The organism is Pseudomonas paraveronii, assembly GCF_963681955.1.
GTDB lineage: Bacteria > Pseudomonadota > Gammaproteobacteria > Pseudomonadales > Pseudomonadaceae > Aquipseudomonas > Aquipseudomonas paraveronii.
This window is the reverse complement of the sequence record NZ_OY817130.1, coordinates 1,699,074-1,715,866: the sequence shown is the minus strand read 5'-3', so window position 1 is coordinate 1,715,866 and position 16,793 is coordinate 1,699,074. Positions and strand designations below refer to the sequence as shown.

General features: G+C 63.3%; 15 protein-coding genes. 9 read left to right on the top strand and 6 right to left on the bottom strand.

Annotation, left to right across the window (positions count from 1 at the left end; all coding sequences use genetic code 11):
* Positions 1-44: 44 nt before the first annotated feature.
* Positions 45-1,415 carry a glutamine synthetase family protein gene (locus U5A08_RS07675; protein ID WP_253394082.1) on the bottom strand — a complete coding sequence of 457 codons (1,371 nt, stop codon included), beginning with the start codon at positions 1,413-1,415 and terminating at the stop codon, positions 45-47.
* A 409-nt stretch (positions 1,416-1,824) separates the two neighbouring features.
* Between U5A08_RS07675 and U5A08_RS07670 the strand changes: the two genes are divergently transcribed.
* Positions 1,825-2,598 (top strand): transporter substrate-binding domain-containing protein, encoded by a 774-nt coding sequence (locus U5A08_RS07670; protein ID WP_253394080.1) that lies wholly within the window; start codon positions 1,825-1,827, stop codon positions 2,596-2,598.
* A 51-nt stretch (positions 2,599-2,649) separates the two neighbouring features.
* Complete coding sequence (locus U5A08_RS07665) at positions 2,650-3,489, top strand: cache domain-containing protein (RefSeq protein ID WP_321851066.1); 840 nt, start codon at positions 2,650-2,652, stop codon at positions 3,487-3,489.
* A gap of 9 nt (positions 3,490-3,498) precedes the next feature.
* On the opposite strand, the gene U5A08_RS07660 is transcribed toward U5A08_RS07665, so the two are convergent.
* Both U5A08_RS07660 and pobA read right to left on the bottom strand, forming a co-directional pair.
* Complete coding sequence (locus U5A08_RS07660) at positions 3,499-5,016, bottom strand: MDR family MFS transporter (protein WP_253394076.1); 1,518 nt, start codon at positions 5,014-5,016, stop codon at positions 3,499-3,501.
* A gap of 65 nt (positions 5,017-5,081) precedes the next feature.
* Positions 5,082-6,266: a 4-hydroxybenzoate 3-monooxygenase gene (gene pobA / locus U5A08_RS07655; protein ID WP_321852188.1), complete on the bottom strand. Its 1,185-nt coding sequence runs from the start codon at positions 6,264-6,266 to the stop codon at positions 5,082-5,084.
* Between the two features lie 189 nt (positions 6,267-6,455).
* Between pobA and U5A08_RS07650 the strand changes: the two genes are divergently transcribed.
* Positions 6,456-7,343, top strand: coding sequence for a helix-turn-helix domain-containing protein (locus tag U5A08_RS07650; protein WP_253394074.1), 888 nt, complete (start codon positions 6,456-6,458; stop codon positions 7,341-7,343).
* A gap of 25 nt (positions 7,344-7,368) precedes the next feature.
* Here U5A08_RS07650 and U5A08_RS07645 read toward each other — a convergent pair whose 3' ends face one another.
* Together U5A08_RS07645 and U5A08_RS07640 are read right to left on the bottom strand one after the other, a co-directional pair.
* Positions 7,369-7,551 carry a hypothetical protein gene (locus U5A08_RS07645; RefSeq protein WP_253394072.1) on the bottom strand — a complete coding sequence of 61 codons (183 nt, stop codon included), beginning with the start codon at positions 7,549-7,551 and terminating at the stop codon, positions 7,369-7,371.
* Positions 7,552-7,650: 99 nt separating this feature from the next.
* The gene (locus U5A08_RS07640) at positions 7,651-8,556 is read right to left on the bottom strand and encodes a LysR family transcriptional regulator (protein WP_253394070.1); all 906 of its coding nucleotides are present in this window, start codon (positions 8,554-8,556) and stop codon (positions 7,651-7,653) included.
* A gap of 105 nt (positions 8,557-8,661) precedes the next feature.
* Between U5A08_RS07640 and U5A08_RS07635 the strand changes: the two genes are divergently transcribed.
* The gene (locus U5A08_RS07635; RefSeq protein ID WP_321851064.1) at positions 8,662-9,528 is read left to right on the top strand and encodes an MBL fold metallo-hydrolase; all 867 of its coding nucleotides are present in this window, start codon (positions 8,662-8,664) and stop codon (positions 9,526-9,528) included.
* 34 nt (positions 9,529-9,562) lie between these two features.
* The gene (locus U5A08_RS07630; RefSeq protein WP_321851062.1) at positions 9,563-10,177 is read left to right on the top strand and encodes an NAD(P)-dependent oxidoreductase; all 615 of its coding nucleotides are present in this window, start codon (positions 9,563-9,565) and stop codon (positions 10,175-10,177) included.
* Between the two features lie 61 nt (positions 10,178-10,238).
* On the opposite strand, the gene U5A08_RS07625 is transcribed toward U5A08_RS07630, so the two are convergent.
* The gene (locus U5A08_RS07625) at positions 10,239-11,111 is read right to left on the bottom strand and encodes a LysR substrate-binding domain-containing protein (RefSeq protein WP_253394064.1); all 873 of its coding nucleotides are present in this window, start codon (positions 11,109-11,111) and stop codon (positions 10,239-10,241) included.
* Between the two features lie 112 nt (positions 11,112-11,223).
* On the opposite strand from U5A08_RS07625, the gene U5A08_RS07620 reads away from it, so the two are divergent.
* The 4 genes from U5A08_RS07620 to U5A08_RS07605 all read left to right on the top strand — a co-directional run bounded on the left by U5A08_RS07620 (position 11,224) and on the right by U5A08_RS07605 (position 16,785).
* Positions 11,224-12,849: a 5-guanidino-2-oxopentanoate decarboxylase gene (locus U5A08_RS07620; RefSeq protein WP_321851060.1), complete on the top strand. Its 1,626-nt coding sequence runs from the start codon at positions 11,224-11,226 to the stop codon at positions 12,847-12,849.
* Entirely contained in the window at positions 12,846-14,288 is a 1,443-nt protein-coding gene (locus tag U5A08_RS07615) for an aldehyde dehydrogenase family protein (RefSeq protein WP_321851058.1), read from the top strand. Before U5A08_RS07620 ends, U5A08_RS07615 begins: the two co-directional genes overlap by 4 nt.
* Positions 14,289-14,524: 236 nt before the next feature.
* The gene (locus U5A08_RS07610) at positions 14,525-15,712 is read left to right on the top strand and encodes a cyanate transporter (RefSeq protein ID WP_321851056.1); all 1,188 of its coding nucleotides are present in this window, start codon (positions 14,525-14,527) and stop codon (positions 15,710-15,712) included.
* Positions 15,713-15,849: 137 nt separating this feature from the next.
* On the top strand, positions 15,850-16,785 hold the full coding sequence (locus tag U5A08_RS07605) for a LysR family transcriptional regulator (RefSeq protein WP_321851055.1): 936 nt from the start codon (positions 15,850-15,852) through the stop codon (positions 16,783-16,785).
* The last annotated feature ends 8 nt before the right edge of the window (positions 16,786-16,793 follow it).

Here is a 16,793-nt window from a genome sequence, read left to right as displayed (position 1 = left end):
GCAACGTGAAAAAAAGGTCGAAAACTCCACCCCTGCCATTCCACTCACGCCGAGTGCAGATACCAGCGCCAATCCTGCTCCCCCACCTCGCCCATGAACTGCCGATATTCAGCACGTTTCACCGCCAGATACACCCCGAGGAACTCACTGCCGAACGCCTCCCGTGCCCAGTTGGAATCTTCCAATGCGCGCAGGGTGGTGAGCCAGTCGGTGGGCAGTAACGCGTTGGCCTGGGCGTAGCCGTTGCCTTCCACCGGGGCGCCGGGGTCGCGTTGTTCGCGGATGCCGCGGTGGATACCGGCGAGGATAGCCGCTGCCGCCAGATAGGGGTTGGCGTCGGCGCCGCAGAGGCGGTGTTCGATATGCCGCGACTGCGCCGGACCACCCGGCACGCGCAGGCTGACGGTACGGTTATCGACGCCCCAGGTGGCGGCCAGCGGCGCGTAGCTGTTGGTCTGGAAGCGGCGATAGGAGTTGGCGTTGGGGCAGAACATCAGCAGCGAATCGAGCAAGGTGCTGAGCATGCCGCCCACCGCCTGGCGCAGCAGCGGCGTGCCGTCGGCGGCCTCGCTGGCGAACAGGTTATTGCCCTCGGCATCCGCGAGGCTGACGTGCATGTGCATGCCGGTGCCGGCCAGGTCGTCGAACGGCTTGGCCATGAAGCACGCCGTCATCCCGTGTTTGTGCGCCACGCCTTTGACCAGGCGCTTGTAGCGCACCGCTTCATCCATCGCTTGCAGCGCGTCGGCGCGGTGTTCCAGGGTGATTTCGACCTGGCCCGGGGCGTATTCGGAAATCGCCGTGCGGGCCGGAATGCCTTGCAGTTTGCAGGCGCTGTAAAGGTCGGCGAGAAACGGCTCGATCTGCTCCAGTTCGCGCAGGCCATAGACCTGGGTCGCACGCGGGCGGCCGCCGTCCATGTCGCGTGCCGGTTGCGGGCGGCCGTTGCTGTCGGGTTTCTGGTCGAGCAGGTAGAACTCCAGTTCCGCGGCCATCACCGGGTAGTAACCGTCGGCCTTGAGCCCGTCGATCACCCTGGCCAGCACATGCCGCGGGTCGGCCACGCTGGCGGGCAAGCCTTCGGTGGGGTGCATGCTGACTTGCACCGCTGCCGTCGGCATCAGCCGCCACGGCATGCGCTGCAAACTGCCGCTGATCGGGTAGGCGCGGCAGTCGATATCGCCCACCTCCCACACCAGCCCGGAGTTTTCCACGTCATCGCCGTGGATAGTCAGGCCAAGGATGGTGCTGGGCAGCGGGCGGCCACTTTCATACACCGCCAGCAGTTCGTCGCGATGCAGCAACTTGCCGCGCGGCACGCCATTGTTGTCGAGGATAAACAGCTCGAACATCTCGATGTCCGGGTTCTGCTCAAGGAAAGAGTGGGCTTCGTGCAGGCTGGCAAAAACACTCATGGCAATTCTCATACGTTTGCGTCAGGCAGGCACACAGGCGCCGCCGGGCGGATGCGCGCAGGTGCGCGTCATCCATCGGATAGATCAACGTAGGAGAGAGGTATCTGGTGGGCGCGCATGTCGACAGTGGAACAGGGCCCAGAAAGCCAGCGCAGAGGGTAACGCCTCGACATCCGCCACACCGCTCGGCGCAACGACGCCAGGCAGTGTCTCGGGGTAAGCGTCGGGGCAACCGTCCATGGGCGAATCACAGTGGTGGAGTTGCCCGGCAGCGTCACATGCTGGCTCAGGTGGGTCAATTCAGGGTTGCCGGAGTTTGGTTACACGTTGGCTAAACATTCGCCGTCCTTGCCACTCTGCCATCTTGCTGGAAATAATGGCCGCCCGATCATGCCAAGGACTCGACCGCATGAAAGCTCCCTTAGCCCTGTGTGTATTGGCGAGCCTGGCGACGCCCGCCCTGGCGGACACTGCCCCCTCGCGCCTGGACACCGTGCTCGACAGCGGCACGCTCACCGTCTGCACCACCGGCGACTACAAGCCTTACACCTCCCTGCGTGCCGATGGCCGCTACGAGGGCATCGATATCGCCATGGCCGAGTCCCTGGCCAAGAGCCTCAATGCAACGATCACCTGGGTGCCGACCACCTGGAAAACCCTGATGCCGGACTTCCTCGCGCAACGCTGCGACATCGCCGTGGGCGGTATTTCGGTGTCGTTGGAACGCCAGAAAAAAGCCTTCTTCAGCCAGTCCCTCGGGGTCGACGGCAAGATCCCGCTGGTGCGCTGCGCCGATGTGCAACGCTACCAGACCGTCGAGCAGATCAACCAGCCGCAGGTGCGGGTGATCGAGCCGGCGGGCGGCACCAATGAAGTGTTCGCCCGGGCGCACCTGGGCCAGGCGCAGATACGCCTGCACGACAACGTGAGCATCTTCGACGAACTGCTGGCGGGCAAGGCCGATGTAATGATCACCGACGCCAGCGAGGCGCGCTTCCAGCAGAAACTCAAGCCGGGGCTGTGCGCGGTCAACCCGCAGCGGCAGATGCAGTACAGCGAAAAAGCCTTCCTGCTGCCCCGCGACGATGTGGCCTGGAAAAGTTACGTCGACCAGTGGTTGCACCTGAACGTGGCCACCGGGGTGTACGACGGCATCGTCAATCAATGGCTGGCAGCGCCCTGAGCCGTAGCCGTCTACGCTGTGCTCACACCTAATAAGAACGAGGCACGGATAATGAAGGGACTGCTCCGATTCACCTGGCTGCTGCTGTTGGGTTTCAGCCAGGTACACGCCGCCACCTTGCCGGAGGAGGACGCCCAGGCGGCCAAGGCCCTGCTGGAGAAAGCCTTGGCCTACTACCAGAGCAATGGCGACAAGGCCTTCGCCGCCTTCAGCCGCCAGGGCGAGTTTGTCGACCATGACCGCTATGTGTTCGTGGTCGACACCCAGGGCGTGTTGCTGGCCAGCGGCGGGCCCTCCTCCGCGTTGATCGGCCGCGATGTATCCGAAGTGCTGGGGCCGGATTTGCGCCAGTCGTTCAAGGACGCGCTCAAGGTGCCGGAAAGCCAGGGCATCCAGCAGGCCGACTACCGCTGGCAGAACTGGAACGACGGCAAGATCGAGCACAAGCATGTGTTTTATCAGCGCGTGGGCGAGCGCATCCTGGCGGTGGGCTATTACCTGCCACGGGCTACGCCGGAACAGGCGCGGGCGCTGCGGAACCAGGCCGTCAAGGCGCTGGTCAAGGATGAAGCGGGCACGCTGAAGGCGATCAACTCATTACAGGGCGGTTTCCTGCAGGACGATCTCTACGTGTTTGTGGTGGACCTCGATACCCAGCGCTATGTCGCCCATGGCACCAACCTGCGGCTGATCAACACTGACTTCAGCAAGGTCAAGGACCCGGACGGCAAGCCGGTGGGCGAACCGATCCTCAAGCTGATGGCGGAGCAAGACCAGGGTGAGTACAAGTACCGCTGGAAAAACCCGGTGACCGGCAAGGTCGAGCGCAAGCATGCATATGTGCGTAAAACCGGGCATTTCATGGTCGCGGTCGGGTACTACAGCCCCTGATCATGCCAGCTACTTGGCGTTGTCTTCCCGACCGCGCAGCACGCGATTAGGCATCGCAATCGCCGCCGCCAGCCCCAGCAATGACACCGCCGCACTCACCATCAGCAAATGCCGGAACGTCACCGCCAGTTCCCCGCGCAGGGCGTCCTGCGCCGGGCCTGGGGCCGCGTTCAGGCCGTCGAGCAGGACGTTGCCGGAGCCGCCCTCAGCCACCAGCGCACCGTTGGCCAAGTGGGCAAAGCTGGAGTCCTGCAACAGCGCCAACAACAACGCCGACATGCACGCCACCCCGACCGCCCCGCCCAGAGAGCGGAACAGGTTGGTGGTGCTGGTAGCGACGCCGATATCGTGCTGGTCCACCGAATTCTGTGTGCCCACCAGCGAGGTCGGGAACTGCATGCCAGCAGCGATGCCGCACAGCAACATGAACATTGCCGTCAGCCCCAACGCCTGCGGCGCACTGTAGGCCATGCCGAGAATCGCCAAGGGGCTCAACACGGCGCCGCTGAGGATCAGCGGTTTATAGCGCCCGGTCACCGAGGTCATGCGCCCGGCAAAGTAGGCGCCCATCGGCAAGCCCATCGCCAGCGGCAACAGATGCAGCGCGGCGCTGTCGGCGCCGGAACCGGTTACCGTCTGAAAGCGCAGGGGCATCAGCACCGTCAGGGAAATCGCCTGGAAACTGGTGAAAAACATCGTACACCAGCACAGCACCGCGCTGCGGTTGGCGAACAGGTGCATCGGCAGCAACGGTTCCCGCGCACGCCGCTCATGCCAGACAAATATGCTCAGCGCCACCAGCGCGCAGGCCAGCAGCCCGAGCACCGAATCATCGCGCCAATAATGGCCCTGGCCGATCTCGGTGATGCCCAACAACAAGGCGCTCAAGCCGATGATCATCAGCACAGTACCGAGGTAATCGATGATCGGCTTGCGTTGTGGCAACGGCAGCCCGACCAGGGTGCGATGGGCCACGTACCAGGCACCGGCGCCCAAGGGCAGGTTGATCAAAAACACCCAGCGCCAGGACAGGTACTCGGTCATATAACCGCCCAGCACCGGCCCGGCCACGCTGGCCACCGCGTACATGCTGCTGAAATAGCCCTGGTAGCGGCCGCGCTCGCGGGGCGGGATGATGTCGCCGATGATCGCCTGGCTCACCGAAATCATCCCGCCGGCGCCGATGCCCTGGAGCACCCGCGCCAGCACCAGTTGCTCCATGCTTTGCGCCATGCCACAGAACAGCGACGCCAGGGTGAACAGGCCCATGCCGATCAGCATCATCGGCCGCCGCCCGTACAGGTCGCCGAGCTTGCCGTAGATCGGCACCGCCACCGTCATCGCCACCATGTAGCCGGAGATCACCCAGGCCAGCAGGTTGACGTCGTGGAACTGCGCGGAAATGGCCGGCATGGACACCGCGACAATGGTCTGGTCCAAGGCACCGAGGAAGATCGCCATCATCAACGAGACGAGGATGCTGCGCACGGCGGGCACGGCTGGGGTGGGTTGATTGAGTTGAGTCACGGTAAACCTTCGAGCAAGGCCCGCAGGAAAAGACGACCTGCGGGAATGCTCGATACGATAGCAGGCTATTCGATAGCTTCGTAAGGAAGCCCGACGTAATTTTCCGCGATGGTGGTGCGCCCGGCGTGGGAGTTGATGAAGTACGCCAGTTCGCTCTCGGCAATGCGCTGGCTGAACCCGTCCGCCTCGGGAAACTGATGCAGCATCGACGTCATCCACCAGGAAAACCGCTCAGCCTTCCACACCCGCCGCAGGCAGATTTCCGAATACTTCTCCAGCAACTCCACGCGCCCCTCGCGGTAGACCTTGAGCAAGATCCGAAACAGCGTGCTCACGTCACTCGCCGCCAGGTTCAAGCCCTTGGCCCCGGTGGGTGGCACGATGTGCGCCGCATCCCCCAGCAGGAACAAACGCCCGTACTGCATCGGCTCGACCACGAAGCTGCGCAGCGGCGCGATGCTTTTTTCGATCGACGGCCCGGTCACCAACTGTTCGGCCAGGTGGCTCGGCAGGCGCACTTTCAGTTCATCCCAGAAACGCTGGTCCGACCACGCGTCGACCGACTCCTCAACGGGTACTTGCAGGTAGTAACGGCTGCGTGTCGGCGAACGCATGCTGCACAAGGCAAACCCACGCGCATGCTTGGCGTACACCAGTTCATCATGGACCGGCGGCGTGTCGGCCAGGATACCCAGCCAGCCGAAGGGGTACACCCGTTCGAAGACCTTCAGCGATTCGGCCGGGATCGATTGACGGGCGACACCGTGAAAACCATCGCAACCGGCCACGTAGTCACACTCCAGGCGAAAGGTTTCGCCTTCATGTTCGAACGTCAACCAGGGTTGATCAGTTTTGAGCCCATGGGGTTGCACCTCACGGGCGTTATACAAGGTGACGGCACCTGCGGCGGCGCGTGCGGCCATCAGGTCGCGGGTCACTTCGGTCTGGCCGTAGACCATCACCGATTGACCGCCAGTGAGCGCCTTGAGGTCGATGTGGGTCAATTGGCCATTGAGCGCCAGTTCGAAGCCATCGTGGACCAGGCCTTCCGCGTCCATACGCTGGCTGACGCCGGCCTCGCGCAGCAGGTCGACCATGCCTTGCTCCAACACGCCGGCACGGATGCGGCCCAGCACGTAATTGGCGCTTTGGCGCTCTAGAATCAGGGTTTGGATACCGGCCTGATGCAGCAGTTGGCCGAGCAGAAGTCCCGAGGGACCGGCGCCGATGATGGCGACTTGAGTTTTCAGCGTTTTCATTATTTTTATGGCCCGAAAAATTCACCCGAACGGATAAGGTGAAAGAGTTGTCATTGATCTTGTTGCTGACATTTTTCACTTGAGTGGCCGCTATAAGAAGGTGAAAACTGCGCCAAAGCCTGCGCTTTTTGCCAATCGGGGCGATTACCGAACCACTTGCCTGAGTATCGGATTGAAACTATGACTAAAACTGCCAGTTCCGCGATTCCGGTGTTCAAGCTGTATGGGGAAAACCAGCAATGGCCGACGCCGGATTTGTTGCACTGCGAAACGATTTCCCGACGCAGCCGGGACTACCAGTGGGAAATCCAGCCCCACCGGCACGCGGATCTGTGCCAGTTGCTGTACGTCCACACAGGCCAGGCGCAACTGGAAATCGAAGGCCAGCGCACCACCCTCAACGAAGCGACCTTGCAGGTGCTGCCGCCGCTGTGTGTGCATGGGTTTCGGTTTGCTGAAGAGGTCGAAGGCTACGTGCTGACCCTGGCGGCACCGCTGGTCAGCCATCTGCAAGCGCAACTGGGCGCGACGGTAGACGGCCTGCAGGCGCTCGGCACTTACCCGGCAGGCAAGGACCGTGACTACCTGCACAGCCTGTTCTCCCGCCTGCAGGACGAATACGCCGATGAACAGCCTGCCCGGGACATGATGATGCACGCCCTGGTCAGCGTACTGCTGGTATGGATCAGCCGCCAGGCGATCCAGCGCCGTCACCCACGTGCACCGCGCGGGCAAGAATATTTCCGGCGCTTTACCCAATTGGTCGAGCAGCAATATCGCGAACACCCGAAGATTGAAGACCTGGCCCACAAGCTGGGCATCTCGGTCTCACACCTGAACGGCACGTGTCGGGAATTGGGCGGGCAACCTGCGCTACAGATCATGCATGACCGCCAATTGCTGGAAGCCAAGCGCCTGCTGACCTACACCAGCATGACCATCAATGAAATGTCCGAGGTACTGGGCTTTTCCGACCCGACCAACTTCTCGCGGCTGTTCCGCCGACGGGTCGGGTTTTCGCCCAAGGCGTTTCGCGAGCACCTCAAGGCCGACACACCCCAGGGTTAAAGTGGGATCGTCCTCTGTAGGCCATTTAGCGCAACGCGCTGAAACTGCCGGTGTGCGGAATGCATTGGTTCTGGTCCTGATTGCAACTGATCGCAAAGCTCGGCTGCATCCGGGTCTGCTCCACGCGATAGGCGGCAGTGCCGTACAGCGCGCTGGCTAAGGCGCAGAGGGTGAAGATCATCAGGTACTTTCTGGTTTTGACGGTCATGGCACAGACCTCTGAAGGATCTACGTGACGCTGTTTAAAGCATAGGTCAGTCAGGGCGAGTTGCCATTATTGGACGCCATTCAACATCTGTATGTCGGGTCACAGGCCCCTATCCCACTCCGGCGTTTCCGGAAACCTCTGCACCAGGAAATCCAGCAGACTGCGCAGCGCCGACGGCATGTGTTTGCGCGACGCGTACACCGCGTAGATGTTCATCTGCCGTGGCTCGGCCGCGGGCAGCAGGCGCACCAGTTCGCCACGACGGATGTGCTCCCCGGCCTGATAACTGGGCAACATCGCCACCCCGGCCCCGGCCAGCGTCAGGCGTAACAGCGTGCTGGCTTCGTTGGCGGTGATATTGCCGTGGATCGGCACCGAAACGTGCTCGCCGCCTTCCTCGAAATGCCACAGGCTTTTGCCGAAGTACGAGTGGGTCAGACAGTTGTGCCGCGCCAGGTCTTCGACCTTGTGCGGCGCCGGATGCTCAAGCAGGTAGGCCGGGGTCGCGCACACCACCGAGCGACAGACGGTCAGGCGTCGTGCGATCAGGTTGGGGTCCAGGTCATTGCTGGTGCGGATCGCCAGATCGATGCGCTCATCCACCAGGTTGACCGTGCGATCGAGCATCTGCAGGTCGACCGTCACCAAGGGGTAGCGCTTGACGTACTCCGCGATGGCCTCGGCCAACTGCGCCAGGCCGAACGAGGTGCTGACACTCAGGCGCAACAGGCCACGGGGTGCGTCATCCGGCTCGCGGACGGCGGCCTGCATGTCACCGCACAATTCCAGCAATTGCCGGCAACGCGGCAGGGTTTCCCCGCCGGCGGCCGTGAGGCTGAGTTTGCGCGTGGTGCGATGCAGCAAGCGCGCACCGACCCAGTCTTCCAGCTCGGCCAGGTAGCGCGAGACCACCGGGCGCGACAGGTCCAGATGGTCGGCGGCGGCGGACTGGCTGCCCAAATCCACCACCGTCACAAACACGCGCATTGCTTGAAGACGATCCATGATCTGCCCGATTTTAGAAACAAACTATGTCCCAGCATCGCATTTCTTGTTGTGTTTGGTGCAACTAAGCTCTGTGCATCCCTTACCGATTGCCGGAGCTGCCCGATGTTTTCCACTCTCAAGCGCCTGACCCTGGCGACCGCCGCCCTGGCCTTCGCCGCCCAGGCCGCCGCCACCGAGCTGACCCTCGACGTGTACAACCCCGGCGAGGCCGCGATCTTTCCGGTCAGTTCGGTGCTGGTCAGCGGCGCGAAAGACGCGATCCTGGTCGACGCGCAGTTCGGTAAAAGCCAGGCCGAACAACTGGTGCAGAAGATCCGCGCCAGCGGCAAACACCTGACCACCATCTACATCAGCCACGGCGACCCGGACTACTACTTCGGCCTCGACACCCTGACCGCCGCATTCCCCGACGCCAAGGTGCTGGCCCCGCAAGCGGTAGTCGACCATATCAACGCGACCGTCGTCGGCAAACTGGCGTTCTGGGGCCCGAAAATGGGCGCCGACAAGCCAGGTAAAACCATCGTGCCGCAGGTGCTCGACGGCCACCGCCTGACGCTCGAAGGCCAACACCTGGAAGTGATCGGCCTGGACGGCCCGCAGCCGGATCGCAGCTTTGTGTGGGTTCCATCGATCAAGGCCGTCGTCGGCGGTGTGGTCGTCGCCGACAACATCCACCTGTGGATGGCCGATACTCAGAGCGCGCAGTCGCATAAAGACTGGCTGGCCAGCCTGCAACGCATCGCCGAGCTGAAGCCGCGCACGGTGGTTCCGGGGCATTTCCTCGGCAGCCCGTCGCTGCAATCCGTGGCCTTTACCGCCGACTACATCAAGGCCTTTGCCGAAGAAACCGCCAAGGCCAAGGATTCCGCCGCCCTGATCGCGGCAATGAAAAAGCGTTACCCGACCCTCGCCGACGAAAGCTCGCTGGAACTGAGCGCCAAAGTCGCCAAGGGCGAAATGAAGTGGTGAAGCGTTTCAAACCTTAACCGTACTGGAGAACGTCATGAGCAAGATCGCAATCATTGGGGCCACTGGCCGTGCCGGTAGTCAACTGCTGGAAGAGGCGCTGCGGCGTGGGCATAGCGTGATCGCCATCGCGCGTAACACCGACAAACTTGCCGTGCGCCCTGGCGTCAGCGTCAAACAGGTCGATGCACTAGATGCCGAGGCCTTGCAACAGGCCATCAGCGGCAGCGATGTGGTGATCAGCGCGGCGCACTTCGCCACCCTGCCCGCCAGTGCGGTGATCGGCCCGGTGAAAAAAGCCGCAGTGAAACGCCTGCTGGTGGTGGGCGGCGCGGGCTCGCTGCTGCTGCCGGGCGGCACTCGGGTGATCGACAGCGAGGGTTTCCCTGAAGCGTACAAGGCAGAAGCCAGTGCCGGCGCGACGTTCCTCGAGGCGTTGCGTCAGGAGCAGGAACTGGATTGGACCTTCCTGTCGCCGTCGGCCGAATTCGTTGAAACCGAGCGCACCGGCACGTTCCGCCTGGGTCAGGATGATTTGCTGGTGAGCCGCGAAGGCCGCAGCTGGATCAGCTTCGCCGACTTCGCCATCGCGATGCTCGATGAAGTGGAAACACCGAAGCACTCGCGCCAGCGTTTCACCGTCGGTTACTGAGCCAACGCGATCAAAACATGGGGGCGCTGGCTTGCCGGCGCCCACATTTAGATCTTCAGCGCTACGCCTGTTGCGCCTGGTTGACCAACCAATCCATCAGCGCTTCAAGCCCGGCCGAAGGGGCTGTCCCCGGCGGATACACCAGGTAATAGCCCATCCCCGTCGGCACCCGCAATTCAAACGGCGCCACCAACCGCCCCGCCTTCACGTCTTCGCCAATCAACGCACTGTCGCCAATCGCCACGCCTGAGCCCTGGGACGCCACCGTCATGGCCAGATCCAGCGTCTCGAAATGGTGGCCCTGGCTCACATTGCTCAAGCGCGTCTTCGCCGCCTCCAGCCACAACGCCCAGTCCCGCTCGTCCCGGGTGGGGTGCAGCAGCACCTGTTGCTGCAGGTCCGCAGGCGTACTCAGACGGTCGCGTAAAGCCGGCGCGCAGACCGGTGTGAGTTGTTCATCGAACAGATGCCGAGCCTCGGCCGATTGTTCCGCGCTGGGCGCATAGATCACCGCTGCATCGAACTGCTCGCGACGAAAGTCCACGCTGTAGGCCACGGTCGTGGTCAGCTCCACCGGCACATCCGGGCGTTCCCGTTGCCATTGCATCAAGCGCGGCAGCAGCCAGCGCATCACGCAGGTGGAGGCCTTGAGCTGCAGGGTGTCGCGGCGGCTGCCGATCTGCTCCAGCGCGTCACCGAGCAGGCCGAACACCTGCTGCACCCGCAGCGACCACTCGCGGCCTTCTTCGGTCAGGCTCAGGCCCCGCGCCTGACGCAGGAACAGCGCGTAGCCCAAATGGCTTTCCAGCCCGGCGATCTGCCGGCTTACCGCACCCTGGGTGATGTGCAACTGCTCGGCGGCGCGGGTGAAGTTACAACACTGGGCGGTGACCCAGAACGTGTGCAGTGCGGGCAGCGGCGGGAGGCGTTTCATCGGGCAAGCAGCCATGACGTGAGGACATGGCTAGTATGACTTTTTATCGATTGTTGCCGCTACCGGCCAGCCGGTCCAATACCGCCCAACCTCAACAATAAGAGCGACATGTATGGCGACCTGCGGCGAAGTACTGGTCAACCTTCTGGAAAGCTACGGCGTGGACCAGGTGTTTGGTATCCCTGGAGTACACACCGTGGAGTTGTATCGCGGCCTGGCGCGCTCGAACATCCGCCACGTCACCCCGCGCCACGAACAGGGCGCGGGTTTTATGGCCGATGGCTATGCACGCACCAGTGGCAAGCCCGGCGTGTGTTTCATCATCACCGGCCCCGGCATGACCAACATCACCACGGCCATGGGCCAGGCCTATGCCGACTCGATCCCGATGCTGGTGATCTCCAGCGTGCAGTCGCGCAGCCAGTTGGGCGGCGGGCGCGGCAAGTTGCATGAGCTGCCGAACCAGAGCGCGCTGATCGCCGGCGTGGCGGCGTTCTCCCACACCTTGATGTCGGCAGCGCAATTGCCCGGCGTACTGGCGCGGGCGTTCGCGCTGTTCCAGGCGGGGCGGCCGCGCCCGGTACACATCGAAATCCCGCTGGATGTACTGGTGGAAAACGCCGATGCGTTGCTCGGCACTTCACCCGTCAGCGTGGCGCGTGCCGGTGCGGCACCGTCGGCGGTCAAGCAGATGAGCCAACGGCTCGCCGCCGCCAAACGCCCATTGATCCTGGCCGGCGGCGGCGCCATCGCGGCAGCCGCGGCGTTGACCCGCCTGGCAGAAACCCTCGGCACCCCCGTGGCGCTGACCATCAACGCCAAAGGTATGCTGCCCGCAGCCCACCCGTTGCTGATCGGCTCGACCCAGACCCTGCTCGCCACCCGCGCCCTGGTCGCTGAGGCCGATGTGGTGCTGGCCATCGGCACGGAGCTGGCAGAGACCGACTACGACGTGACCTTCGCCGGCGGCTTCGAGATTCCCGGAGCGCTGCTGCGCATCGATATCGACCCGGACCAAACCGTGCGCAATTACCCGCCCGAACTGGCGTTGGTGGCCGACGCACAGATCGCCGCCGAGGCCTTGCTCGCCGAGCTCCAGCGCCTGCCGCTGGCGCCTCGCCACAGCGCCTGGGGCGCTCAACGCGTCGCCCGCCTGTGGGCCGAATTAACGCCGACCTGGGACGCCGCCACCCGTGCGCAAACCCGCTTCCTCCACACCGTGCTGGAGGAACTGCCCAATGCGGTGCTGGTGGGCGACTCCACGCAGCCGGTGTACAGCGGCAACCTGACCCTGAACCTCGACCACCCGCGCCGCTGGTTCAACGCCTCCACCGGCTACGGCACCTTGGGCTACGCCCTGCCTGCGGCCATCGGCGCCTGGTTGGGGCGTGGCGATGGCCAGCCGGTGGTGTGCCTGATCGGTGACGGCGGGCTGCAATTCACCCTGCCGGAACTGGCCAGCGCCGTGGAAGCACGCACGCCGATCATCGTGCTGCTGTGGAATAACCAGGGCTACGAGGAGATCAAGAAGTACATGCTCAACCGGGCCATCGAACCGGTCGGCGTCGACATCTACACGCCGGACTTTATCGGCGTGGCCACGGCCCTCGGTTGCGCCGCCGAGCGCATCCAGGGCGTGGACTCGCTGCGCGTTGCCTTGCGGGCTGCCGCTGATCGCCAAGGGCCGACGCTGATTGAAATCGACCAGCAACGTTGGATGCAGGAGGTGGCGGTATGAGCGCAGTCATGAACGGTGTGTATATCAATGGTGCGTGGCGTGCCGGCCATGACGTGCTGGAGGTGATCAACCCGGCCACCGAGGAGACGTTGGCCCAGGTCAGCGTCGGCGATGCGAGCGCCGTGGCCGAGGCAGTCGACGCCGCCAGCGCGGCGTTTATCGGCTGGTCGCAAAGCACCGGGCGTGAGCGCGGCGCCCTGCTGCGCAAAGTGGCTCAAGGTGTGAGCGAACAGCGTGAGCCGTTGATGCGCGTGCAGGCGCGCAACAGCGGCAAACCGTTGTTCGAAGCGGGTATCGATGTCGACGACGTGATCGCCACCTTCGAGTACTACGCCGGTCTCGCCGAGGCGCTGGACGCCGAGCAAGACCGTGCGGTGGCGCTGCCCAGTGACGCCTTCAGCGCCCGCCTGCGCCGCGAACCCTGCGGCGTGGTCGGCCTGATCGTGCCGTGGAATTTCCCCATGGTCACCACCGCCTGGAAACTCGCCCCGGCGCTGGCCGCCGGCTGTTGCGTGGTGCTCAAACCGTCGGAAGTGACACCGCTGGCGGAATTGCAACTGGCGCGGATCATCGCCGAGGCCGGCTTCCCGGCGGGGGTGTTCAACCTCGTCTGCGGCACCGGCCTGGCCGTGGGCGTCCCATTGGCAGCGGCGCCTCGCGTGGCGAAGATTTCCTTCACCGGCAGCAATGCGGTGGGCGTGCAGGTGATGCAACGCGCCGCCGAAACCGTCAAGGGCGTGAGCCTGGAGCTGGGGGGCAAATCCTCGCTGCTGGTGTTGGAAGATGCCGACCTCGACCTGGCGCTTGAGCTGGCCTGTGGTGGCGGCTTTTTCAACGCCGGGCAGATGTGTTCCGCCACCAGCCGCGTGCTGGTGGCGGACAGTCTCGCGGATGAATTCCTGCAGCGTTTGACCGTGCGGGTTGAAGGGATTCGCGTCGCTGACCCGTTTGCCGAAGACGTGGAAATGGGCGCGCTGATCAACCACGCCCAGTACCAACGGGTGTTGGCGCATATCCAGCGCGGCGTGCAGGACGGCGCCCGCTTGCTGTGCGGCGGTGAGCGCCCGGCGCACTTGGCGAAAGGCTATTTCATTCGTCCCACGCTGTTCACCGACGTGCCGCTGGACAGCGCATTGTGGCAGCAAGAAATCTTCGGCCCGGTGCTGTGTGTACGACGCTTTACCACGGAAGACGAGGCCATCGCCCTGGCCAACGACAGCGATTTCGGCCTGGTAGCCAGTGTGGTCAGCCGCAACGGCGAAGCCGCCGAACGCGTGGCCAATGCCTTGCAGGCCGGCATGGTGTGGATCAACGCGCCACAGGTGATCTTCGCGCAAACGGCGTGGGGCGGTTACAAGCAGAGCAGCATCGGCCGCGAGCTGGGCCCGTGGGGGTTGGCGGCGTTTCAGGAGATCAAGCACGTGATCCGGTCTAACTGACGACGCAGCCTCCCTATGGAATGCGGACCAATGTGGGAGGGGGCTTGCCCCCGATAGCACTCATTCAGTTGGAGCATCTTTGACTGAACCACCGCTATCGGGAGCAAGCCCCCTCCCACATTTTGATGTGCGGTATTTCAGTTAACTGCGTTTTTTAGATAGCCCCTGCAACTTTCTCATTTGCCCCCGCTCCCCGTGCGTGGCCTGATTCGCCCTTGTTCACTCAAGGCTGGCCCATGGAAAACGTTCACGCAAAATCCACCACCGCCGTCTGGCTGATGATCAGCGTCGTGCTGGTCGCGCTTAACCTGCGCCCGTCGATGGCGGCCGTAGGGCCGTTGTTAGCCTCGATTCGCGGCGAGGTGCCGTTGAGTTTCAGCAGCGCCGCGTTGCTGACCATGTTGCCGGTCATGGCCATGGGCCTGGCGATGTTTTTCGGCATGGGCCTGGCCAAGCGCTTCGGCGAACATCGCAGCATCGCGGTGTCGCTGCTGGTGATCGGCGTGGCGACGCTGTCGCGGTTGTTCCTCGATTCGGCGCTGGAATTGATCGTCAGCGCGATCGCTGCGGGGGTCGGCATCGCGATGATCCAGGCGGTGATGCCGGCGCTGATCAAGTCACGCTTCAGCGCCAACGTTTCATTGTTCATGGGTTTGTACGTCACGGCGATCATGGGCGGCGCGGCGCTGGCGGCGTCGTTCTCGCCGTTCGTGCAGGTGCAGACCGGCAGTTGGCGCATCGGCCTGGCGATCTGGGCAGGGCTGGCCTTGCTCGCCCTGCTCTTCTGGTCCGCCCAGCGTGCGGCGCTGCCCGCCTTGCCCCAGGTCGGTTCTGACAAGCAGGAGGGATTTTTCGGCAATGGCCGCGCCTGGTTGCTGGCGATCTTTTTTGGCCTCGGTACAGCCTCCTACACCTGTGTCCTGGCGTGGCTGGCGCCGTACTACGTCGAACAAGGCTGGAGCGAACAGCATGCCGGTTTGCTCCTGGGTTTCCTCACCGCGATGGAAGTCATCTCGGGCCTGGTGACCCCGGCCATCGCTAACCGTCGCCAGGATAAACGCGCAGTGGTGGCGGTGTTGCTGGTGCTGATCATCCTCGGTTTCTGCGGGCTGATCCTGGCGCCCCAATACCTGAGTTTGCTGTGGCCCTGCCTGCTCGGCCTGGGCATCGGCGGGCTGTTCCCGATGAGTTTGATCCTGTCCCTCGACCACCTCGACCACCCGCGCCGCGCCGGTGGCCTGACGGCGTTTGTGCAAGGCATCGGCTACCTGATTGCCGGCCTGTCGCCGTTGATCGCCGGGATGATCCGCGATCAGTTGGGCAGTTTCGAATGGGCATGGTGGTCGCTGACGGCGGTGATCGGGGTGATGCTGCTGATCGTCACGCGCTTCGATCCGAAGCATTACGCGGAGCACATTCGCTGACGTCGTGTTGCAAACACTTTTTGTCCCACGCAAAACATAGAAACACCCTACAGAGCTTTCTATTGGCACGCCCGTTCCGTTAATCTTCTACCCTTGTCGCGCGCTGTCACAGTGCCAAGGCTTACCGGATGGAATGGATGCTAAACAGTAACTTGCTCAGAAAGCTCGATATGCAGGATTTGATGGTGTTTATCGCCGTCTACGACCAGAGCAGCGTTACCGAGGTGTCAGAAACGCTGTTCGTCAGCCAGTCAACCGTGAGCTACAGCTTGAAGAAGCTGCGCACCAGCTTCGAGGATGAGCTGTTTATCAACACGCGGGCGGGTATGCGTCCGACGTACAAGGCCAGCACCATGTACGGCCATGTGCAGAAAATCCTCGAAAGCATCAACCTGTGCCACGCCGGTGGCCAGGCCTTTGACCCCACCCAGAAAGCCGTGAGCTTCAACGTGTGCGCCCCGGAGTATTTCGAGCAGTTGATCCTGCCGCGCCTGTTGAAAAACTTCGACCGCGCCGACCTGCCGGTGATCGTCAATGTGCGCAAGCTGGAAACCGAGATCCCCGCCGACGACCTGCGCGAAGGCCGCCTCGACCTGGTGATTTGCTTTGGCCCGCACTTTCACCGCGCCCATAAAGACTTCAAGACCCAGATGCTGCTCGAAGACGACCTGGTGTGTGTCTTCGACAAACGTGCAGCGCCCCGTGAGGCGGCGTTCAGCCTGCAGTCTTTCGTCGAGCGACGCCACGTATTCCCCACGCCGTGGACCTCCGACACCAACATGATCGACGGCTGGCTGGCGCGCCAGGCCCACAAGCGCCAAGTGGTCGCCCGGGCCAACAGCTACAGCGCCGCGTTGAAGATGATCGCCGGCACCGACTTCATCGTCACCCTGCCCCGCCGTGTGCAAAGACTGCTGGCACCCGCCGCAGTGTTCGGCTATTGCGAGGCGCCCAACGGATTGCCGGGGTTCACCCTGGACATGCAGTGGAACGCAACCAGTGAACAGGACAGCGCCAATACCTGGTTCAGGGAGCAGGTGGTAAAAGTCTGCGCTGAACAGGGATTACTCTGACCTCACGC